This is a genomic window from Cupriavidus sp. 05N38 (genome assembly GCF_056397345.1).
The window spans coordinates 24844-45855 of sequence record NZ_JBFTNF010000045.1; the positions used below are offsets into that span (position 1 = coordinate 24844).

A 21012-nucleotide genomic window follows, 5' to 3' on the forward strand; every position below is an offset into this window, starting at 1 on the left:
CGTACCCTGTCATTCGCTCAATAGGTCTCGATATGCAGGCGGCCCTCCGCCTTCATGGCCGCCTCCAGCTCCGGCCAGGGCAGGCCGGTGGCGGCGCAGGCGTGCGCGAACGCGTTCAGCACGCCTTCCTCCATGCCCTTGAGCCCGCAGATGTAGACATGGCCGTGCGGGTCGTTGAGCAACTCGCACACGCGCGCGCTGGCCTCGCGGATGGCGTCCTGCACATAGCGGCGGGGCTGGCCGGGATCGCGCGAAAAGGCGAAATGGATATCGAGAAAGCTCGGCGGCAACTTCATCAGCGGGCCGAAGTACGGCAATTCGCGCGCATTGCGCGCGCCGAAGAACAGCATGCGCTGGCCGGCGAAATGGTCCAGGTTGCGGCGCATCCGCTCGGTCATGGCGCGCATCGGGGCCGAGCCGGTGCCGGTGCAGATCATCATCACGCTGGCTTCGCGGTGGTTCGGCATCAGGAAGGTGCTGCCGAACGGGCCCACCACGCGCACTTCGTCGCCACGCGCCAGGTCGCACAGGAAGTTTGACGCCACGCCGGCTACCGGACGCCCTTCGTGATCCTGCAGCACGCGCTTCACGGTGAGCGCCAGGTTGTTGTAGCCGGGCCGCTCGCCGTCGCGGGGGCTGGCGATGGAATACATGCGGATGTAGTGCGGCTTGCCGGACGCATCGGTGCCGGGCGGCACGATGCCGATGGCCTGGCCTTCGAGCACGGGGAAAAAGTGCTGCCCGAAATCCAGCACGATGTGGTGGACGTCGCTGGAAGCGTCCTCGGCGGTCAGGCGGTAATTGCCGGCCACGACAGCCGCGACCGGCGCGCGCACGCCGTGCAGGTTCACATAGGGATGCGCGGCCGACCACGGCGCCCTCGGCGAGGCGTGGCGGCTGGTCTCTACCTGCTGCGCCAGCGCCTCCGGTGGCGCCACCGGCACGCCATCTGGCGCGGGCCCGTCCGGCTCCGCGGGGGCGCCCAGGTCCGCCGGCAACGGGACGCTTGCCGGCAGTTCATCCCACAGCAGCTGGGCTTCGACGGGATAGGCGTCACGCTTGGGCAGCAAACGCCAGTTGTCGATGGCGCCGGTCGGGCAGGGCGGCAGGCAGGCGCCGCAGCCGTTGCATACGTCGGCCCTGACCACGTAGTTGCGGTCGTCGTGGGTGATCGCGTCGATCGGGCAGGTGTCTTCGCAGGTATTGCAGCGTATGCAGATCTCGGGGTCGATCAGGTGCTGCTTGATGATGTCGGGGGCGCCCATCTCTTGTCTCTCTCGGTTTGGCGGCGGCGGCCGGTCTGCTGCCGCCGCTGCACCGCCCGTTTCCTGTACCGCCGGCCGGGTCGTCGCCCGGTCCGTCAGTTGAAGCGCACGTACTCGAAGTCCGCCGGCTGGCGGTTGACGCCCACCATCGGCGGCGCGATCCAGTTGGCGTACCTGCCGGGCTCGGTCACGCGCCCCATCAGCGAGGCCACGAAGGCGCGGTCTTCTTCCGTGGCCAGCCATTCACGCTCGCGGGCCTGCCATTGCGCCTCGGTCAGCAGTTCGCCGGACGGCGACACATGGACATTGGCGAAGCTGCCGATCTTGCGGTTGAAGGCCTTGTGCGGCACGGTCAGGCGGAAATCGATGCCGTGCTTCTCGATCACCTTGTTCCAGCGCGCGATGCCGCCCACGGAATCCTTGATGTAGTCATCGCGCAGCACTTCGTTGAGTGCGTTGAGCATGGGCACCTCGCGCTCGCCCAGGCGGCCGTCCCTGACGTCGAGGATGCGGTAGACATCGTTCTTCAGCACATGGTCGTCGTCGCGCTTGCCCTCCTCGAAGCGGCCCTTGAGCCCGGCGCTGTAGAAGGTGGCGGCGTTGGACGACTGGTCCGCGCCGAACAGGTCGATCGTCACGCTGTAGTGGAAGTTGAGGTAGCGCTGGATGGTCTGCAGGTCGATCACGCCGGCGGCGCGCACGTCGGCCGGATCGCGGATATCGCGCTCGCGCATGACTTCGCAGGTGCGCTGGATCACGCGCGAGACACCCGATTCGCCCACGAACATATGGTGGGCCTCCTCGGTCAGCATGAAGCGCGTGGTGCGCGCCAGCGGGTCGAAGCTCGACTCGGCCAGCGCGCATAGCTGGAACTTGCCGTCGCGGTCGGTGAAGTACGTGAACATGAAGAAGGCCAGCCAGTCGGGGGTGCGCTCGTTGAAGGCGCCCAGGATGCGCGGGTTGTCTTCGTCGCCGGAGCGGCGGCCCAGCAGGGCCTCGGCTTCTTCGCGGCCATCGCGGCCGAAATGGCGGTGCAGCAGGTAAACCATGGCCCACAGGTGGCGCCCTTCCTCCACATTGACCTGGAACAGGTTGCGCAGGTCGTAGAGCGAAGGGCAGGTCATGCCGAGGTGACGCTGCTGCTCCACCGAGGCCGGCTCGGTATCGCCCTGGGTGACGATGATGCGGCGCAGGTTGGCGCGGTGCTCGCCCGGGACTTCCTGCCAGGCCGCCTCGCCCTTGTGCTCGCCGAAATGGATGCGGCGCCCCGGGTCCGCAGGCTGCAGGAAGATGCCCCAGCGGTAGTCCGGCATCTTGACGTGCTCGAAATGCGCCCAGCCCGCAGGATCCACCGATACGGCCGTGCGCAGGTAGACGTCGTGCTGATGCGAGCCTTCCGGCCCCATGTCGCGCCACCAGTCGAGAAAGGCCGGTTGCCAGTGTTCGAGTGCGCGCTGCAGGGCGCGGTCGTCGGACAGGTTGACGTTGTTGGGGATCTTCTGGCTGTAGTCGATGCTCACGGGGGTCTCCATGTCTGCGCCGGCTTCTTGTGCGAGCCGGCTTGTAATGTCTGTGCGGGCCTACACGCGCTCGCGGTCGAAGCGGGCCTTGTTGCCGGTGCCGAATACCTTGAGGGCGCCTTGCTCGCCGACCGCGTTGGGGCGGTTGAAGATCCAGTTCTGCCATGCCGTCAGGCGGCCAAAGACGCGGGTCGCCATGGTTTCCACCGGGCCGAAGCGCAGGTTGGCCTCGAGCCCGGTCAGCGCATCGGGCGACAGGCTTGCGCGTTCCTCGATGGCGATGCGGATCTCGTCTTCCCAGTCGATGTCGTCCGGGGTGGCGGTGACCAGCCCGAGCGAGGCCGCGCTGAGCGCGTCGAGCGGCGCGCCGGCATGGCTGCGCACGGCTTCGATGGCGGCTTCGTCCTGGTAGAAGCGCGCGGCCAGGCGCGTGAGGCCGTTGGGCATCGGATAGCTGCCGAAGTTGGCGGCGCTGGCAAACAGGCGCGGCGCGTCGTCGGGCGCGTCGGGCAAATGCAGCATGTAGCTGCGATCGGCGGCCAGCGCCAGCTCCAGCAATGTGCCGGCAAAGCAGGAATCCGGCTCGATCAGGGCGAACAGGCTGCGCGAGGTGACGTCCAGGCGCGCCAGCGTGCGTCGCAGCATGCCGATGGTCTCGCGCACGAACCAGTGCCCGGCATGCGCCGCCAGCAGGGCGTCGCTGGCCAGCACCTGGCGCGGGTCGCCTTCGGTCTTGAGGATCCAGATGCCAAGGTCCAGGTGGTTGGCGCGCAGCGTGAGGATGGCGTCGTCCAGTTCGCGCGCCATCTTCAGCGGCCACCAGTCGGCCCCCGCGGCGACGATGGCTTCGATCGTCTGCGGCTGGTGTTTGCCGGGCCCGGCCACGGTCAGCGTCACCTTGCGGGCGGCGGGGTCCAGGTGGACCTGCACGGTGTCGTAGCGATAGCCGTGGGCATCCTGGCTGCGCGAGAGCGGCGTGAGCCGCACGCCGCGCTGGTTCGCGGGCCGGTCGCTGCCGGCGGCGAGCGCCAGGGCGCGCTGCTGCACGTATTCGGCGAAGCGGGCCGGCTTGACCACTTCATCGACCAGCTTCCAGTCGCGCGCGCGTTGCCCGCGCACCCCTTCGGTGGTGGTGCAGAAGATGTCGGCATGATCGCGCCGCACCCGGCGCTTGTCGGTGACGCGCGTCAGGCCGCCGGTACCGGGCAGCACGCCCAGCAGCGGCACCTCCGGCAGGCTGACGGCCGAGGCACGGTCGTCCACCAGCACGATCTCGTCGCAGGCCAGCGCCAGCTCGTAGCCGCCGCCCGCGGTGGTGCCATTGCAGGCGGCGATGAACTTCAGGCCGGAGTGGCGGCTGGCGTCCTCGATGCCGTTGCGGGTCTCGTTGGTGAACTTGCAGAAATTCACCTTCCACGCATGGGACGACTTGCCGAGCATGAAGATATTGGCGCCGGAGCAGAAGATGCGGTCCTTCGCGCTGGTGAGCACCACCGTGCGCACCTCGGGGTGTTCGAAGCGGATGCGCTGCAGGGCATCGTGCAGTTCGATGTCGACGCCGAGGTCGTAGGAATTCAGCTTTAAGGCGTAGCCGGGGCGCAGCCCGGCGTTCTCGTCCACGTCCATGGCGAGCGTGGCGACCGGGCCGTCGAAGGTCAGTTTCCAGTGGCGATACTGGGCCGGGTCGCGTTCGAACGTGACCGGTGTTGCCTGGTCACCGGATGGGGATGCGGACGCAGCGGTGTCGGACATCGTGGTCTCCTGTATGCATTATATTTTTGATCACCTTGTGCGATGAAATATAGTGCATTGAGACGCACGGCGCAATCCCGGGTCAGCCTTAGGCCGGCCGCGCACGCGCATGCTCAGGCGCCGATCAGCCGGAGTTGCGCGCGCAGCGTTTGCAGGGACGCGGCCGGATCCTGGCCGCTGGTGTCGATCGTCAGGTCGGCGCGGGAATAGAGTGGCGTGCGGGCCTGCAGGATGCGGCGCAGGTCGGCCATGGCTTCGCGGTTGCCTTCCATCGGCCGCATATCGCCCTGCGCCACCACGCGCGCCATGTGTTCCTCGGCCGAGGTTCTTACCCACACGGTGTAGCAGCGCGCCAGCAGCAGGTTGAACGTCGACGGCTCGGAGACCAGGCTGCCAGGCGTGGCGAGCACCATGCGGTCGTTGTCGCGCAGCACGCGTTCCAGCRCGCGCATTTCATAGCGGCGGTACGCGGCCTGGCCATAGAGCGAGTGGATTTCCGCCAGGCTGGCGCCGGCTTCCTGTTCGATGGCGCCGTTGAGTTCCACGAAGGGCACTTCCATGGCCTCGGCCAGGGCGCGTCCCAGCGTGGATTTGCCCGCGCCGCGCAGGCCGATCAGGGTGATGCGGCGGTGGCGCGCATCGTGCGATTCGGATGGCGCCAGCGCGTGGCGGCAGGCTTCGCGCACGCGCGCCAGGTCGCCCGCGGGCAGTTGCGCCAGCCATTGCACCATCTGCGCGAACTCGGCGGCCGGCTGGCCGTCCTGTGCATGGCGGTTGTCGATCTCGGCCAGCACCACCGGCAGCGGCACGTCGAGCGCGCGCGCGACCTGGCGCAGGAGCAGCACAGACGCGTTGCCGGTGCCGGTTTCCAGGTTCGCCAGGTAGCGCTCCGACACCTCGGCGCCGCGCGCCAGGTCCTTGCGCGACATGCCGCGCGCAGCGCGCAGCGAGCGGATGCGCTCGCCCAGCTGGGTCAGGTAGGGGTCGCGCTCGCCGGGGTGGCGGGCGCCGGCGGGGTCGGGGGCCAGCAGGGGGTCAGGATCGCGGCGCATGGCGGGGCGGCAAAGGAGATGATGGAAGGCCGCCGGTTGCGGCGGGGTGGCGATTATAAGCGACACATTACTCGTGTCATATAGTGCATTTCTCTGCTTGCATAATAGTCGATATGCAATAAAATGCATTGTCAAAAGAAGCAGACAAGCACGCTGCCGAAAAAAACCGACTTCGTATCCCCGGGCGCCATGCGCATCCCGGGAACGGCACCGAGGAGTGGAGACATGACGCCCCCAGTTGCATCCCCGCAACCGCCGGCCGGAGCAGCCGTGGCCGCGCTGCCGGCCCGCTACAACGCGGCAGCCGACCTGCTCGGCCGCAACCTTGCCGCCGGCCGCGGCGCCAAGACCGCCTATATAGACGACACCGGTACGCTGAGCTTCGCGGCACTCGAGCAGCGTTGCCGCCGCTTCGCGTCGGCCCTGCTGGCCAGCGGCATACGCCCGGAGGAGCGCTTGCTGCTGTGCGCGCTCGACACCATCGATTTCCCCACGGCGTTCCTCGGCTGCCTGCTGGCCGGCGTGGTGCCGGTGGCCGTCAATACGTTGCTGACCGTCGACGACTACGCCTATATGCTGGAGCACAGCGGCGCGCGCGCCGTGGTGGTTTCGGCGCCACTGGCGGGCGTGCTGCGCCAAGCCGCCGCCAGGGCGGGCTGCGCGCCCGCATTTGTCCTCGCCGCGCCCGATGCCGATGATGACCGTGCCGCGCCGAGCGTGGCCGGCATGGCGGAGCAGGGCATCGCCCTGGCCGAGGCGGCCGCCACCCGCCAGGACGACATTGCCTTCTGGCTCTATTCATCCGGCTCCACCGGACGCCCGAAGGGCACGGTGCATACCCACGGCAACCTGTTCCATACCGCCGATCTCTATGCGCGCCAGGTGCTGGGCCTGCGCGAGGACGACGTGGTGTTTTCGGCGGCCAAGCTGTTCTTCGCCTATGGGCTTGGCAATGCGCTCACCTTTCCGCTTTCCGTGGGCGCCACCACCGTGCTGATGGCCGAGCGGCCCACGCCGCAGGCCGTGTTCCGCCGCCTGTGCGAGCAGCGCCCGACCGTGTTCTGCGGCGTGCCCACGCTCTACGCCGGCATGCTGGCGGCGGCCGAGCTGCCGCCGCGCGCGCAGGTCTCGCTGCGCGTGTGTACCTCGGCGGGCGAGGCGCTGCCCAGGGATATCGGCGACCGCTTCCTGGCGCATTTCGGCTGCGACATCCTCGACGGCATCGGCTCGACGGAGATGCTCCACATTTTCCTCTCGAACCGGCCCGGCGAGGTGCGCTACGGGACCACCGGCAAGCCGGTCCCGGGCTACGAGGTCAAGCTGCTCGACGAGGCGGGCCATCCGTGCGCGCCGGGCGAGATCGGCGACCTCTTCATCAAGGGACCCAGCGCCGCGCTGATGTACTGGGGCAACCGCGACAAGAGCCGCGACACCTTCGTGGGCGAATGGACGCGCAGCGGCGACAAGTACCTGCAGGACGCCGATGGCTATTTCATCTACGCGGGGCGCAGCGACGACATGCTCAAGGTAGGCGGCATCTATGTCTCGCCGTTCGAGGTGGAGGCCGTGCTGGCCCAGCATCCGGCGATACTCGAAGCCGCGGTGATCGGCGTGAGCGATGCCGACGGGCTGGTCAAGCCGAAGGCCTTCGTCGTGCCGCGGCCGGGCCAGCCCTGGCACGAGGGGATGGCCGCGGAGCTGCAAGCCTTCGTCAAGTCGCGCCTGGCGCCCTACAAATACCCGCGCCAGATCGAGTGCGTGGCGGAGCTGCCGAAGACCGCCACCGGCAAAATCCAGCGCTTCCGCCTGCGCCAGCGCGAAGAAGCCGCCGGCGCCGCCGAAGCCACCCGCCCGGCGCCGGCCGATGCGGGCTGACGGGCCGGGATCGGCAGCGCAAGGCAAGGACAGCGACGAGACAGCGACGAGACAGCGACGAGACAGCGACGAGACAGCGACGAGACAGCGACGAGACAGCGACAAGACAGCAACAACAGGCAGATGCATGCAAAGCGAGTTGGTTGAGATTCCCTTCGACGGCCGCCGTATCCGGGTGGAGGTGCAGTGGCTCAGGCCCGAACGGCGCGAACGCCCGCTGCTGGTCTTCCTGCACGAAGGCCTCGGTTCGGTCGGTTTGTGGCGCGACTATCCCGCCACGCTCTGCGAGGCCGGCGATTTTCGCGGCCTCGTGATCTCGCGCTACGGCTACGGCCGCGCGACGCCGCGCCCGGCCGAGGAAAAGTGGGGCGTCGATTTCATGCACCGCCAGGCGCGCGAGGCCTTGCCTGCGCTGTTCGATGCGCTGGACATCGGGCCTGGCCGCGGCCAGGGCGCGCCCTGGCTGTTCGGCCATAGCGACGGCGGCTCGATCGCGCTGATCCATGCGGCCAGCTTCCCCCAGGCGGTGGATGGCATCACCGTGCTGGCGCCGCACATCATCGTGGAAGACATCTCGGTCACCAGCATCCAGGCCACGCGCGAGGCCTACCTGCAGACCGACCTGCGCAGCAAGCTGGCGCGCTACCACGACGATGTGGATTCGGCCTTCTGGGGCTGGAACGACATCTGGCTCGACCCCGCCTTCCGCGCCTTCGACCTGCGCCCGCTGCTGGCACAACTGCGCTGCCCGGTACTGGCGGTGCAGGGCGAGGACGACGAGTACGGGACCATGGAACAGATCGAGGGTATCCATCGATATGCGCCGCAAACCGTGCTGCTTAAACTCGCGCGGTGCGGGCACTCGCCACATCGCGACCAGCCGGACCCGTTGACGCAGGCGGCAGTCCGGTTTATAACGACACATACTTCATACCTAAAATAATTTCGCGCCCCTGCGCGTCAGCCTGCGTTTCCTGCCATTGCGGTCATCCGTGGCGCCTTTGCGGCGCACGCCTGGCCGTCACGGTGCGGAGCCTGCCGGCGGGCGATGCATGCCACGGCGACGGAAGTCGGCTTGACCACCAGAGGAGACATCCATGCATCGCTTTACATCGCGCGGGCTGGCCCCCGCTTGCCTTGCCATCGCGGCATCCCTTGCCTTCGCCGGCGGCGCTGCCGCCCAGGGCACCGGCAAGATCAAGGTCGGGTTCATGCTGCCCTACACGGGCACCTACGCGTCGCTCGGCAATGCCATCGAGAACGGCTTCAAGATGTATGTGCAGGAGCAGGGCGGCAAGCTCGGCGGCCGGGAAATCGAATACTTCAAGGTCGACGACGAGTCCGATCCGGCCAAGGCGCCGGAGAATGCCACCAAGCTGATCAAGCGCGACCAGGTCGACGTGGTGGTGGGCACCGTGCATTCGGGCGTGCAGATGGGCATCGTCAAGGTGGCCAAGGAAAACAACACGCTGCTGATCATTCCCAACGCGGGCGTGGACGAAGCCACCGGCCCGCTGTGCGGCCCGAACATCTTCCGCTCCTCGTTCTCGAACTGGCAGCCCGGCTATGCCATGGGCCATGTGCTCGCCGATCGCGGCATGAAGAAGGTGGTCACGCTGACATGGAAGTACGCGGCCGGGGAGCAGTCGGTCAAGGGCTTCAAGGAGGCCTTCGAGGCCAAGGGCGGCAAGGTGGTGAAGGAGCTGAGCCTGCCGTTCCCCAATGTCGAGTTCCAGGCGCTGATCACCGAGGTGGCGTCGATCAAGCCGGACGCCGTGTTCGTGTTCTTCGCCGGCGGCGGCGCCGTGAAGTTCGTCAAGGACTGGGCCGCGGCTGGCCTCAAGGACAAGATCCCGCTGTACGCTTCGGGGTTCCTCACCGACGGCACGCTGGAGGCGCAGGGCCCGGCCGCGCAGGGCCTGGAAACCACGCTGCACTACGCCGACGGCCTGGCCAACCCGCGCGACCAGAGCTTCCGCCTGGGCTACGCCAAGACCTACAAGCTGCAGCCGGACGTCTACGCGGTGCAAGGCTACGACGCCGCCCAGCTGCTGGCCGCGGGGGCGAACGCGGTCAAGGGCGACATGGGCAAGAAGGCCGAGGTGATCAAGGCGATGGAGCAGACCCGGGTGGACAGCCCGCGCGGCTCCTTTACGCTGTCGAAGGCGCATAACCCGGTGCAGGACTTCTACCTGCGCAAGGTCGATGGCCGCGAGAACAAGATCGGCGGCATCGCCGTGAAGGCGCTGGCCGATCCGGCGCGCGGCTGCCGCCTCTGAGCGGCTGATGGCGGCTGACCGCCGCGGCCCGCCGATCGCGCGGTGGCGGGCCAAAGTCAGTTCCTCCGCGCCGCGTCCCCGCGCCAGCCGCGGGACGGCGCGGTCGCATACCGCAACTGCGTTGCCGCTTTGGCGCATGGGCATCCATGGATATCGTTTCCTTCTTCATACAGTGCCTTAACAGCATCCAGTACGGCTTGCTGCTCTTCCTCGTGGCGAGCGGCCTGACGCTGATCTTCGGCATCATGGGCGTGATCAACCTCGCCCATGGCAGCTTCTACATGCTGGGCGCCTACCTGGCCTTCACGCTGGCCGGGCTGACCGGCAACCTGCTGGTCGCCATCCCGCTGGGCATCGTGCTGGCGGTAGCATTCGGCTATGTGCTTGAGTGGGTGTTCTTCAGCTATCTCTATCAGCGCGAGCACCTGCAGCAGGTGCTGATGACCTACGGCCTGATCCTGGTCTTCGAGGAAATGCGCAGCATCCTGGTGGACGACGACGTCCACGGTGTCACCGTGCCGCCCATCCTCGACTGGGCGCTGCCGATCGGCAACGACATGACCTATCCGGTCTATCGCCTGTTCATCTCGGCGATCTGCCTGCTGGTGGCGGCCGCCATGTACGTGGTGATCCGTCGCACGCGCCTGGGCATGATGATCCGCGCCGGCGCCACCAACCGGGAGATGGTGCAGTCGCTCGGCATCAACGTGACGGTGCTGTACCGGTTCGTGTTCGCGCTCGGCGTGGCGCTGGCGGTGCTGGCCGGCATGATCGCCGCGCCGGTGTCCTCGGTCTACCCGGGCATGGGCGGCCAGGTGCTGATCGTGTGCTTCGTGGTGGTGGTGATCGGCGGCATCGGCTCTGTCAAGGGCGCCATGGTGGCGTCGCTGCTGCTGGGTTTCGTCGATACCTTCGGCAAGGTGTTCTGGCAGGAGGCCTCGGGCGTGCTGGTCTACCTGCTGATGGCACTCATCCTGCTCTGGAAACCCCAGGGCTTGTTCAAGGCGGGGTAGGAAGATATGCCGAGCGATATCAATGCACTGGATGGCGCGCCGCGCGTGCGTGCCGGGGCCGTGCCCTGGCGCGGCGGGCTGGGCTGGATGGCGGTGTTCGCGGCGCTGGCCGTGATGCCGCTGCTGCTGGGCGCGGAAGGGCAGCGCTTCTATATCGAGCTGCTCAGCAAGGTCATGATCATGGCGATCTTCGCGCTGTCGCTGCAGCTGCTGATCGGCTACACCGGGCTGGTCAGCCTGGGACACGCGGCCTATTTCGCGGTGGCGGCCTACGCTACCGCGATACTGGCGCCGCAGGCCGGTCCCGGCAACGGCTGGCTGCTGCTGCTAGGCGCGCTCGGCGCGGCGGCGGCGCTGGCGCTGGTGGTGGGCGCGCTGGTGCTGCGCACGCGCGGCATCTATTTCATCATGGTCACGCTGGCCTTCGCCCAGATGGTGTTCTTCGTGTTCCACGACACCAAGATCGCAGGCGGCAGCGACGGCACCTATATCTATTTCCGGCCCGAGTTCGATCTGCTGGGCGCGCGTCCGTTCGACGTCAACGACGTCGCGCATTTCTACTGGCTGGTGCTCGGCGCGCTGGTGCTGACGGTGGCGGGGCTGGCGCTGGTGCTGCGCTCGCGCTTCGGCCACGCGCTGGTGGGCATCCGGCACAACGAGCAGCGCATGCGCGCGGCGGGCTATGCCACCTACCGCTACCAGCTCGGCGCCTTCGTGGTGGCCGGGACCTTCGCCGGGCTGGCAGGCTACCTGTATGCGATCCAGTATGGCTTCGTCAACCCGGAAATCGCATCCTGGCACCAGTCTGGCAATGCCATGCTGATGGTGATCCTGGGCGGGGCGGGCAGCCTGGCCGGCGCGGTACTGGGCGCCTTTTCCTTCGTCTTGCTGGCGGAATGGTTCAGCACGCTGACCAAGCACTGGCAATTGCTGATGGGCGGCTTCATCATCGTGGCGGTGGCCTTGCTGCCGCACGGGCTGATCAGCCTGGCGCGCGTGTTCGCGCGCCGCCGCCAAGGAGAATCGCGATGAACGCACCGGTCTTGTCGGCCCGCAAGCTGACGCGCCGCTTCGGCGGACTCACGGCAGTGGGCGACGTGGATATCGACCTCGCCCTGCATGAGATCCACGCCGTGATCGGCACCAACGGCGCTGGCAAGTCCACGCTGATCAATATGCTTTCCGGCGAGCTGCCGCCGTCCTCGGGCACCCTGCGGCTGCAGGGGCGCGATGTGACCGGGTGGGCGCAGCCGCGGCTGGCGCGCGAGGGCATTGGCCGCAGCTACCAGCGCAACAATATCTTCCTGCCGCTGACGGTGCGCGAGAACTGCCGCCTCGCGGCGCAGTCGCGCGCCCAGCGCGCATGGCGCCTGTGGGAGGGCGCGCAGCGCTGCCGCACCAGCCGGGCGCTGGGCGACGAGGCGATGGATTGCGCCGGCCTGGCCGGCTGTGCCGATACCTTGGCCGCCGCCTTGTCACACGGCCAGAAGCGCCAGCTGGAGGTGGCCATGTGCCTGGCCACGCAGCCCACCGTGCTGTTGCTGGACGAGCCGCTGGCGGGCATGGGCGCGGAGGAGTCGGCGCGCATGCTGGCACTGCTGCGCTCGCTGCGCGACGGCCACGCGGTGCTGCTCGTCGAGCATGACATGGAAGCGGTGTTCTCGGTCGCCGACCGGATCACGGTGATGGTCAACGGCACCGTGATCGCCTCCGGCGAGCCGGACGCGATCCGCGTCAACCGGGAGGTGCAACAGGCATACCTGGGGGAAGAGGACGACCACGGGGGAGCCCACGCAGGCGGGCAGCAGCGCGCGGCATGCAAGGAGCAGGCAGCATGAGCGAAATGATCGCAGCCACCGGCGTGAACGCCTGGTACGGCAGCAGCCATGTCCTGCGCGGCATCGATTTCAGCGTCGGCAAGGGCGAAACGGTGGGCTTGCTCGGCCGCAACGGCATGGGCAAGAGCACGCTGCTGCGGACCCTGCTCGGGCATGTGCGGCAGCGCCAGGGCACCGTCTTCGCCGGCGGGCGCGATGTCTCGCGTGCCCAGCCGTATGAGGTGGCGCGGCTGGGGGTGGCCTACGTGCCCGAGGGGCGCGGTATCTTCCCCAATCTCTCGGTGCGCGAGAACCTGGTGATGGCGGCCCGCAAGGGACCGTCCGGCCGGCTCGACTGGGACGAGGCCAGGGTGCTTGATCTGTTCCCCCGCCTCAAGGAGCGCCTCGCTCACGGTGGGCAGCAGTTGTCCGGCGGCGAGCAGCAGATGCTTTCGATCGGCCGCGCGCTCATGACCAATCCCGACTGCCTGATCCTCGACGAAGCCACCGAGGGCCTGGCACCGCGCATCGTGGCGGAAATCTGGCAGGTGATCGCCACCGTGCGCGCTACCGGCATCGCCTCGGTCGTGGTGGACCGCAACTTCCGCACCGTGCTGGCCAATGCCGACCGCGTGGTGGTGCTGGAGAAGGGCCTGGTGGTCATGAACGGGCCCGCGGCGGAGCTGTCCGCGCAGCCAGGCGTGCTGGACCGCTACCTCGGCGTATAGATGTGGATTAAGAGGCATGTTTTGTGGCGACGCAGCAACGGCATGCCCGCGCGGCCCTGCCAGGAATTGGTGCGCTGGCGCGCGCAAGCGCTTGACCGGGCGGGGCTTCCCTCGCATGCTTGACCAGTCACCGGCTCGAGGCAGGTTCTCAAGGCAGGATGCTCCCCAGTGGTCGTCTCCCGGCACTTCATCTAGAATGGCGCGCGTTTGTGCAATGCAATAGCGTGACGGGGTTCTGTTGCCCGTTTCGCACGTTTCGCCCGTTTCGCCTGTTTCGGCCGCTTTGCCAGTTCCGCCAGTCATGGCGGTCCGGCCAGGCGCCGGAAGCGTTGCGCGAGCCTTTCAACCAGACCCATATCCATGACCCAGACCGCAACCAGTCATTATTTCGTCGAAAGCCCTAGCAAGCGTGCACTGGTGATCGGCGCGATCGGCGTCGTCTTTGGCGATATCGGTACCAGCCCGCTGTACTCGCTCAAAGAGTGCTTCAGCGCCGAGCACGGCATTCCCTTCAGCGCAGACGCGGTACTGGGCATCATCTCGATGCTGTTCTGGGCCATGACCATCGTGGTGTCCATCAAGTACGTGATGTTCGTCATGCGGGCCGACAACGATGGCGAAGGCGGCGTGCTGGCGCTGATGGCGCTGGCCCTGCGCACGGCTGCGCCACGCTCCAGGACGGCCAAGATGCTGATGATGCTGGGCATCTTCGGCGCCTGCATGTTCTATGGCGATGCGGTCATCACCCCCGCCATTTCCGTGCTTTCCGCGGTGGAGGGGCTGGAGATCGCGGCGCCAGGCCTGTCGCATTTCGTCATCCCGATCACGCTGGTGATCCTGGTGGCGCTGTTCATGATCCAGCGCAGCGGCACCAGCGCGGTGGGCAAGCTGTTCGGGCCGATCATGATCGTCTGGTTCTTGGCCCTGGGCGCGCTTGGCCTGTATAACCTGGTGGGCGTGCCGTCGGTCCTGCTGGCCGTCAACCCGCTCTATGGCGTGCGCTTCCTGACGGAGCATTCGCTGCAGGCCTTCGTGGTGCTGGGCTCGGTGTTCCTGGTGCTGACCGGCGCGGAAGCCCTGTATGTGGACATGGGGCATTTCGGCAGGCGCCCGATCAGCTTGGGCTGGTTCGTGCTGGTGATGCCTTGCCTGATGCTCAACTATTTCGGCCAGGGCGCGATGCTCCTGCAGAACCCGGCGGCCATCCAGAATCCCTTCTACCTGATGGTCCCGGAGCCACTGCTGCTGCCGATGGTGTTGCTGGCCACCTGCGCCACCGTGATCGCCTCGCAGGCCGTCATCTCGGGCGCATTCTCGCTGACCAGCCAGGCCATCCAGCTTGGTTTCGTGCCGCGCATGCGCATCCGCTACACCTCCGCCGCCGAGATCGGCCAGATCTACCTGCCGGTGATCAACTGGATCCTGCTGGTCCTGGTCGTGGCCGTGGTGCTGGCATTCAAGAAGTCGGAGAACCTTGCCGCCGCCTACGGCATCGCGGTGACGACCACGATGGTGATCACCACCTTCCTGGCCGCCGTGGTGATGCGCAATGTGTGGAAGTGGAACCCCGTCCTGGTGACGGTGATCGGACTGACCTTCCTGCTGGTCGACCTGGCTTTCTTCGCGGCCAACCTGCTCAAGGTCGCCGAAGGCGGCTGGTTCCCGCTGCTGATGGGCGGCACCGCCTTCTTCCTGCTGATGACCTGGCACAGCGGCCGCAAGCTGCTGCGCGCCCGCAGCCTGGAAGACGGCATCCCGCTCGAGCCGTTCATCGGCGGGCTGCTGGCGCATCCGCCACATCGCGTCGAAGGCACGGCCGTGTTCCTGACCGGCAATACCGAATCGGTGCCGGTTTCGCTGCTGCACAATCTCAAGCACAACCGCGTGCTGCACGAGCGCGTGGTGTTCCTGAGCTTTGTCACGCGCGACATCCCCTTCGTGGACGACGATCACCGCCTGATCTGCAAGGATCTGGGCGGCGGCGTCTTTGTCCTCAAGTCCGAGTACGGCTTCAAGGAGACCCCGGACGTGCAGCGCGTGCTGGATCTCGCGCAGCGCAAGCTCAATATGCAATTCGAGTTGATGGAAACTTCCTTCTTCATCGCCCGCGAATCGGTGATTCCCTCGAAGCTGCCGGGCATGTCGATGTGGCGCGAAAGCCTGTTTGCCTGGATGCATCAGAACGGCGCCAAGCCGTCTGACTTCTTCCAGATCCCGGCCAATCGGGTGGTGGAGCTGGGGACGAAGGTAGAGATCTGATCCGGTTCGGCGCCAGGAGCCCGGCATTTGATGCCCATGGGCTACAGAATACGGGCTTTCCCCCAATTTTGTAGCCCGAAGGCATCAGGATTGACCTTTTATTTTGYCGCCCACCGGCTACAATAAAACGGTTTTCGAACTGTTTTGATGCTCGGGGGCTACAGAATGACAACCATGGCCGATGTCGGCGAGATGCTTCGCGAGGTCCGCCGCGAAGCCGGCCTGTCCCAGCAGGAACTGGCCGACCGCGCCGGGGTGGCACGCACTACCGTCGCCCGCATGGAAACCCTCGCCCGCGGCGATATGAGCGTCTCCGCGCTGGTCAGGCTGCTCGAATCGGCCGGCTACGACCTCAAGGTGGTCAGGCATGGCCACGGCCGCACCCTCGACGACATCCTGGCCGAGCAGCGCGAGACGCCGCAATGAGGGTGCTGCCATGAGGCTCGATGTCCATGTCATGCGGCGGCGCGTCGCCACGCTCTACCGCGAGCGCGACGAATACGTGCTCAAGTATCTCGCGCAGGCACAGCCGCAAGACTTCGTCTCGCTTGCCATGCCGGTGCGCGAAGAGCCCTGGCGCTGGCCGCGCGACCTGCATCCCTTCTTTCGCCAGAACCTGCCCGAGGGCTTCCTGCTCAACCTGATCCGCGAGCAGTTCGGGCCTTTGCTCGACGGCACCGATCTGTCGCTGCTGGCGGTGGTGGGTGCCATGGGCATCGGCCGCGTCACGGTCACGCCGGAGGGCGTGGCGCCCGGCACGGAACTGCAGGGGCTGGACGTGCAGCGTATCCTGCACGGTGACAACACCGAAGCGCATTTCGCGGCCCTGGTCAGGGAATATGCCCGCGCGGCCATTTCCGGCGCGGTGCCGAAATTCATCGCGCCGGACGCGCGTGACGAGGAGGCGATGCCGCTTGGCAAGCCCACCTTGCGCACCAGCCGCTATATCGTCAAGGGATCGGACGACAGCACGCCGTTCCTCGGTTTCAACGAGTTCCATTCGATGCGCGTGCTCGAGCGCCTGGGCGTGGTGCCGGTGGCCGCCACGCGCATGTCGGACGATGGCCGCGCGCTGGTGGTCGAGCGTTTCGACGTGGATGAAGCGGGCCTGCCGGTGTACGGCGTGGAAGACATGTGCGGCCTGCTCGGCTTGCCGCCGCACGAGAAGTACGCTGCCACCACGGAGAAGGTGCTGGCGGCGGCCCGCTCCTACCTGGCGCGCGATGCCTTGCAGGCACAGATGGAACACCTGGCCTGGCATCTGCTGGTCAACTATGTGGTGCGCAATGCCGATTGCCACGCGAAGAACATCGCGCTGTACTACTCGGGCGTGGACGATGTGAGGTTCACCCCGGTCTACGACATCGTCACGACCCAGGCCTACCCGCGCTACGCCAGCAACCCGCCCGGACTCTTCATCGACGGACGCAAGACCTGGGCGGCAGGCAAGGCGCTGGAGCGGTTGCTGAACACACGCATGGGCATCGCGCCGCGCCGCTATGCGGCCATGGTCGAGGCGTTGTGCGATTCGGCGGTGGCGGTCGGCCATGAACTCATCGCGGCGTCGCGCAACGAGCCGCAATGGCGAGACGTGGCCAAGCAGATGCTGCACGCGTGGAACGACGGCATGGAGTCGCTGCGCAGCGCGCGCAGGAATGCCGGCTTGCGGCAACTGTCGCCGGCCATCGAGGCGGCCGGTTTCTCTGACCCGGAGCCGGCGCACAAGACGGGGACCGTGATCGGACGGTCCGGCCTGATGGGCAAGCGAGGGGGGCGGTAGCCCCCCGCCTTTCAGCGCTTGAGCTTGGCGAAGGCGGCCGCCATCGCGCCGCTCGGCTCGGCTTCCCGGCGTCCGCCGCCAGCGCCCTTGTTCTGGCCCTGGCGCGGCGCGTTGCCGCGCTCGCCCTGGCCGGCACGCGCCGGGCCCTGGCCGGGTTCGTCGTCGAGCCGCATGCTCAGCCCGATCCGGTTGCGCTTGACGTCCACCTCCATCACCTTGACCTTGACGATCTGGCCGGCCTTGACCGCCTCGTGCGCATCCTTGATGAACTTGGTGGACAGCGCCGAGATGTGGACCAGGCCATCCTGGTGCACGCCGATATCGACGAACGCGCCGAAGGCGGCCACGTTGGTGACCACGCCTTCGAGCACCATGCCCGGCTGCAGGTCCTTGATGTCTTCCACGCCGTCCTGGAAGGTGGCGGTCTTGAACTCGGGGCGCGGATCGCGGCCGGGCTTTTCCAGCTCGGACAGGATGTCGCGCACCGTCGGCAGGCCGAAGGTCTCGTCGGTGAAAGCCGTCGGCGACAGGCCGCGCAAGGCTTCGCGGTTGCCCATCACGTCGGGCAGGCCCTTCTTGATGTGTTCGAGGATGCGCGTGACCACCGGGTAGGCTTCGGGGTGGACCGAGGAACGGTCCAGCGGGTTGTCGCCATCGTTGACGCGCAGGAAGCCGGCGGCCTGCTCGAAGGTCTTGTCGCCCAGGCGCGGCACCTTCTTGAGGGCATCGCGGTTGGGGAAGGCGCCGTTGGCGTCACGGTAGTCGACGATATTGCGCGCCAGCACCGTGTTCAGGCCCGACACGCGCGCCAGCAGCGGGGCCGAGGCGGTGTTGACGTCCACGCCCACGGCGTTCACGCAATCCTCGACCACGGCGTCCAGCGCGCGCGCCAGCTCGCGCTGGTTGACGTCATGCTGGTACTGGCCCACGCCAATCGACTTGGGGTCGATCTTCACCAGTTCCGCCAGCGGGTCTTGCAGGCGGCGCGCGATCGAGACCGCGCCGCGGATCGACACGTCGAGGTCGGGGAATTCCTTGGCCGCCAGCTCGGATGCCGAGTAGACCGAAGCGCCTGCCTCGCTGACCACGATCTTGGTCAGCTTGGCTTCGGGCAATTGCTTCATGAGGTCCTGCACCAGCTTGTCGGTCTCGCGGCTGGCGGTGCCGTTGCCGATCGAGACCAGCATCACGTTGTGCTGGCGGGCCAGGCGCGCCAGCGTGGCGAGCGAGCCGTTCCAGTCGCGGCGCGGCTCGTGCGGGTAGATGGTGGCGGTGTCGATCAGCTTGCCGGTGGTGTCGACCACGGCGATCTTGCAGCCGGTGCGGATACCCGGGTCGATGCCCATCACGGACTTCGGGCCCGCCGGCGCGGCCAGCAACAGTTCATGCAGGTTGCGGCCGAACACCTTGATGGCCTCGTTCTCGGCGCTCTCGCGCACCTGCGTCAGCAGTTCGGTTTCCAGGTGCGGCTGCACCTTGACGCGCCAGCACCAGCGGCAGACGTCGCCGAGCCACTTGTCGGCCGGGCGGTTCTGGTTCTGGATGCCGAAATGGCGCGCGATCATGCCTTCGCACGGATGCGGCACCAGCGCGTCCTGTTCTTCGCCGAGGCCCAGCTTGACCATCAGCACGCCGGCATTGCGGCCACGGAACAGCGCCAGCGCGCGGTGCGACGGCACGGTGCGGATGGTTTCGCTGTACTGGTAGTAGTCGCGGAATTTTTCTTCTTCGGCGTTTTCCTTGCCTTCCATCACGGAAGAACTGACCAGGCCGTTGCTCCACAGGTGCTCGCGCAGCTTGCCGAGCAACTCGGCGGTCTCGCCGAACTGCTCGGAGAGGATGTCGCGCGCGCCGTCCAGCGCGGCCTTGACGTCGGGCACGCCGCCGTCGGCGGTGGGGTTGCCGTTGACGTATTTGGCGGCCTCGGCCTGCGGATCCAGCGTGGGGTCGGCCAGCAGCGCCTGGGCCAGCGGCTCCAGCCCGCATTCGCGTGCGATCTGGGCGCGCGTGCGGCGCTTGGGCTTGTAGGGCAGGTAGAGGTCTTCCAGCGTCTGCTTGGTCTCGGCGCCTTCGATGGCGGCGCGCAGCTCGGGCGTGAGCTTGCCCTGTTCCTCGATGGAGGCCAGGATGGCGGCGCGGCGCTCTTCCATCTCGCGCAGGTAGAGCAGGCGCTCTTCCAGCGTACGCAGATGCGTGTCGTCCAGGTTGCCGGTCACTTCCTTGCGGTAGCGGGCGATAAAAGGCACGGTCGCGCCTTCGTCGAGCAGTTCAACGGCCGCCGCCACCTGGCGGGGCTGGACGGACAGTTCGGCCGCGATGAGCGACACGATCTTTTGCGTGACGGAAGCTGGCAGTTTGGACATCAGGAAAACAGTCAGTCGAAAGCGGGGCATTTTGCCACAAGCGCGACGCGGCGAGACGCGGTGCGCGCAAGCCGGCGTGGTGCCGCCACGCCGGCATGCGGCCGGCGTGATATCAATGCGGCCCGGGTGCGGCCCCGGTGCGGCCCCAGTGGGGCAACAAGCAGGCCGGATGTTAGAATCGGGGCATGATCGTCAAGCCACATCCGGCCGCTTGCGCGCCCGCGTTCCCAGCCCTTCGCGCTACCCGCGCGGCGACCCGCATGCCTCGCTCGCTGCGGGCTCACTTCATCCTGCTGGTTGCCAGCGCGGCAGCCTTGCTGGCGCCGGTGCCGGGCGCCGCGCAGAGTGCTGCGCCTGCCGCCGAAGCTGCAGCGCCGCAGGCGCCGCCCCGGGACTTCGCCGCCGAGCGCAAGGCCATCAACGATTCGCGCGACTGGACCAACTACCGCTACGGCCAGGCGGCGCACGATTGCTACGCCAAGTTCTTCGTCACGCACTGCGTGGACAAGGCCAAGGACGTGCAGCGCGCGGAACTGCAGGTGCTGCGCAAGCGCGAGCTCGAGGTGGGCGATGCGGAGCGCGCGTTCAAGGCGGTCGAGCGCGATCGCGAACAGGCCATCCGGCGTGCCGAATACGAGGCCGATCAACCCAAGCGCCAGGCCAACGAGCAGGCCAGCCGCGCGAGCTTCGAGCGCAAGCAGCAGGAGCAGCAGCTGCGCGACGCCGAGCACCAGGCGGGCGCCCCGCAGCGCGCAGCCAATGCGCAGGCCTATGACAAGAAGCAGGCCGACTTCGATGCCCGCGTCAGGCAAGCGCAGGAGCAGGGCGCGCAGAAGGCGCAGCAGCGGCAAGAGAACGTAAAGGCCTTCGAGGCCAAGCAGCACGACGCCGAACAACGGCAGAAGGATGTCGACGAGCGTCGCGCCAAGGCCAAGGAGCAGCAAGGGCCGGCGTCCGCGCCGCGGCCCTTCGGTTTCTGAGCGGTGCGAGCCGCGCCCACGGCCGGGGGCAATACCGGCGACAATAGCCTGATTGGCGACAACAGCCGGTGCCCGACACCATGCCGGCCCGCCGGCGCCAGCGCCGGCATTGAGCGGGGGAGCCCATGGACCGCAATCTGAATACCCTGGAGCGACAGATCATGGAGTTGCAGATCGAACATCGCGATCTCGACTACCTGATCGACCGCATGGCGGCTGACGCCACCCATGACGAACTGCAGATGCGGCGCCTGAAAAAGCGCCGTCTCAAGCTCAAGGATGCGATCACGCTGCTCCAGTTGCAGCTCGAGCCGGACGTGCCGGCCTGA

The 21012-nt window shown here is 67.4% G+C and carries 17 protein-coding genes; 12 read left to right on the forward strand and 5 right to left on the reverse strand.

Annotation, left to right across the window (positions count from 1 at the left end; genetic code table 11):
* Window positions 1-17 precede the first annotated feature (17 nt).
* From boxA to AC1DK4_RS27455, 4 genes are all read right to left on the reverse strand, one after another.
* Entirely contained in the window at window positions 18-1265 is a 1248-nt protein-coding gene (gene boxA / locus AC1DK4_RS27440) for a benzoyl-CoA 2,3-epoxidase subunit BoxA (RefSeq protein WP_441616074.1), read from the reverse strand.
* A gap of 95 nt (window positions 1266-1360) precedes the next feature.
* Window positions 1361-2797, reverse strand: a complete 1437-nt coding sequence (gene boxB / locus AC1DK4_RS27445; protein WP_441616072.1) for a benzoyl-CoA 2,3-epoxidase subunit BoxB — start codon at window positions 2795-2797, stop codon at window positions 1361-1363.
* Between the two features lie 48 nt (window positions 2798-2845).
* Window positions 2846-4537 (reverse strand): 2,3-epoxybenzoyl-CoA dihydrolase, encoded by a 1692-nt coding sequence (gene boxC, locus AC1DK4_RS27450; protein ID WP_441616070.1) that lies wholly within the window; start codon window positions 4535-4537, stop codon window positions 2846-2848.
* 113 nt (window positions 4538-4650) lie between these two features.
* Window positions 4651-5589, reverse strand: coding sequence for a helix-turn-helix transcriptional regulator (locus AC1DK4_RS27455; protein WP_477131902.1), 939 nt, complete (start codon window positions 5587-5589; stop codon window positions 4651-4653).
* A 225-nt stretch (window positions 5590-5814) separates the two neighbouring features.
* Between AC1DK4_RS27455 and AC1DK4_RS27460 the strand changes: the two genes are divergently transcribed.
* The 10 genes from AC1DK4_RS27460 (at window position 5815) to AC1DK4_RS27505 (ending at window position 17340) form a co-directional block, all read left to right on the forward strand.
* Entirely contained in the window at window positions 5815-7464 is a 1650-nt protein-coding gene (locus AC1DK4_RS27460) for a benzoate-CoA ligase family protein (RefSeq protein ID WP_441616066.1), read from the forward strand.
* Window positions 7465-7591: 127 nt separating this feature from the next.
* Window positions 7592-8407, forward strand: coding sequence for an alpha/beta fold hydrolase (locus AC1DK4_RS27465; protein WP_441616064.1), 816 nt, complete (start codon window positions 7592-7594; stop codon window positions 8405-8407).
* Window positions 8408-8561: 154 nt separating this feature from the next.
* On the forward strand, window positions 8562-9743 hold the full coding sequence (locus AC1DK4_RS27470) for an ABC transporter substrate-binding protein (RefSeq protein ID WP_441616062.1): 1182 nt from the start codon (window positions 8562-8564) through the stop codon (window positions 9741-9743).
* 146 nt (window positions 9744-9889) lie between these two features.
* On the forward strand, window positions 9890-10756 hold the full coding sequence (locus AC1DK4_RS27475; protein ID WP_441616060.1) for a branched-chain amino acid ABC transporter permease: 867 nt from the start codon (window positions 9890-9892) through the stop codon (window positions 10754-10756).
* Between the two features lie 87 nt (window positions 10757-10843).
* Window positions 10844-11788 (forward strand): branched-chain amino acid ABC transporter permease, encoded by a 945-nt coding sequence (locus AC1DK4_RS27480; RefSeq protein ID WP_441616506.1) that lies wholly within the window; start codon window positions 10844-10846, stop codon window positions 11786-11788.
* Window positions 11785-12594 carry an ABC transporter ATP-binding protein gene (locus tag AC1DK4_RS27485; RefSeq protein ID WP_441616059.1) on the forward strand — a complete coding sequence of 270 codons (810 nt, stop codon included), beginning with the start codon at window positions 11785-11787 and terminating at the stop codon, window positions 12592-12594. The genes AC1DK4_RS27480 and AC1DK4_RS27485 overlap by 4 nt, the downstream gene beginning before the upstream one ends.
* A complete protein-coding gene (locus AC1DK4_RS27490; RefSeq protein WP_441616057.1) occupies window positions 12591-13301 on the forward strand; it encodes an ABC transporter ATP-binding protein in 711 nt (236 codons plus the stop codon). Before AC1DK4_RS27485 ends, AC1DK4_RS27490 begins: the two co-directional genes overlap by 4 nt.
* A 360-nt stretch (window positions 13302-13661) precedes the next feature.
* Window positions 13662-15560 carry a potassium transporter Kup gene (locus AC1DK4_RS27495; protein ID WP_441616055.1) on the forward strand — a complete coding sequence of 633 codons (1899 nt, stop codon included), beginning with the start codon at window positions 13662-13664 and terminating at the stop codon, window positions 15558-15560.
* Window positions 15561-15725: 165 nt separating this feature from the next.
* Window positions 15726-15986: a helix-turn-helix domain-containing protein gene (locus AC1DK4_RS27500; RefSeq protein WP_441616053.1), complete on the forward strand. Its 261-nt coding sequence runs from the start codon at window positions 15726-15728 to the stop codon at window positions 15984-15986.
* Window positions 15987-15996: 10 nt separating this feature from the next.
* The gene (locus AC1DK4_RS27505) at window positions 15997-17340 is read left to right on the forward strand and encodes a type II toxin-antitoxin system HipA family toxin (protein WP_441616051.1); all 1344 of its coding nucleotides are present in this window, start codon (window positions 15997-15999) and stop codon (window positions 17338-17340) included.
* Window positions 17341-17351: 11 nt separating this feature from the next.
* On the opposite strand, the gene AC1DK4_RS27510 is transcribed toward AC1DK4_RS27505, so the two are convergent.
* Window positions 17352-19703, reverse strand: coding sequence for a Tex family protein (locus AC1DK4_RS27510; protein WP_441616049.1), 2352 nt, complete (start codon window positions 19701-19703; stop codon window positions 17352-17354).
* A 260-nt stretch (window positions 19704-19963) separates the two neighbouring features.
* On the opposite strand from AC1DK4_RS27510, the gene AC1DK4_RS27515 reads away from it, so the two are divergent.
* Window positions 19964-20683: a hypothetical protein gene (locus AC1DK4_RS27515; RefSeq protein ID WP_441616047.1), complete on the forward strand. Its 720-nt coding sequence runs from the start codon at window positions 19964-19966 to the stop codon at window positions 20681-20683.
* Between the two features lie 125 nt (window positions 20684-20808).
* The gene (locus AC1DK4_RS27520) at window positions 20809-21012 is read left to right on the forward strand and encodes a YdcH family protein (protein ID WP_441616045.1); all 204 of its coding nucleotides are present in this window, start codon (window positions 20809-20811) and stop codon (window positions 21010-21012) included.

Coding starts and splice junctions, on each gene's coding strand:
- AC1DK4_RS27465 (WP_441616064.1), top strand. CDS start 7,592: ATGCAAAGCGAGTTGGTTGAGATTCCCTTCGACGGCCGCCGTATCCGG.
- AC1DK4_RS27490 (WP_441616057.1), top strand. CDS start 12,591: ATGAGCGAAATGATCGCAGCCACCGGCGTGAACGCCTGGTACGGCAGC.
- boxA (WP_441616074.1), bottom strand. CDS start 1,265: ATGGGCGCCCCCGACATCATCAAGCAGCACCTGATCGACCCCGAGATC.
- AC1DK4_RS27480 (WP_441616506.1), top strand. CDS start 10,844: ATGGCGGTGTTCGCGGCGCTGGCCGTGATGCCGCTGCTGCTGGGCGCG.
- AC1DK4_RS27505 (WP_441616051.1), top strand. CDS start 15,997: ATGAGGCTCGATGTCCATGTCATGCGGCGGCGCGTCGCCACGCTCTAC.
- AC1DK4_RS27510 (WP_441616049.1), bottom strand. CDS start 19,703: ATGTCCAAACTGCCAGCTTCCGTCACGCAAAAGATCGTGTCGCTCATC.
- AC1DK4_RS27515 (WP_441616047.1), top strand. CDS start 19,964: ATGCCTCGCTCGCTGCGGGCTCACTTCATCCTGCTGGTTGCCAGCGCG.
- AC1DK4_RS27520 (WP_441616045.1), top strand. CDS start 20,809: ATGGACCGCAATCTGAATACCCTGGAGCGACAGATCATGGAGTTGCAG.
- AC1DK4_RS27470 (WP_441616062.1), top strand. CDS start 8,562: ATGCATCGCTTTACATCGCGCGGGCTGGCCCCCGCTTGCCTTGCCATC.
- boxB (WP_441616072.1), bottom strand. CDS start 2,797: ATGGAGACCCCCGTGAGCATCGACTACAGCCAGAAGATCCCCAACAAC.
- AC1DK4_RS27495 (WP_441616055.1), top strand. CDS start 13,662: ATGACCCAGACCGCAACCAGTCATTATTTCGTCGAAAGCCCTAGCAAG.
- AC1DK4_RS27475 (WP_441616060.1), top strand. CDS start 9,890: ATGGATATCGTTTCCTTCTTCATACAGTGCCTTAACAGCATCCAGTAC.
- boxC (WP_441616070.1), bottom strand. CDS start 4,537: ATGTCCGACACCGCTGCGTCCGCATCCCCATCCGGTGACCAGGCAACA.
- AC1DK4_RS27500 (WP_441616053.1), top strand. CDS start 15,726: ATGACAACCATGGCCGATGTCGGCGAGATGCTTCGCGAGGTCCGCCGC.
- AC1DK4_RS27485 (WP_441616059.1), top strand. CDS start 11,785: ATGAACGCACCGGTCTTGTCGGCCCGCAAGCTGACGCGCCGCTTCGGC.
- AC1DK4_RS27460 (WP_441616066.1), top strand. CDS start 5,815: ATGACGCCCCCAGTTGCATCCCCGCAACCGCCGGCCGGAGCAGCCGTG.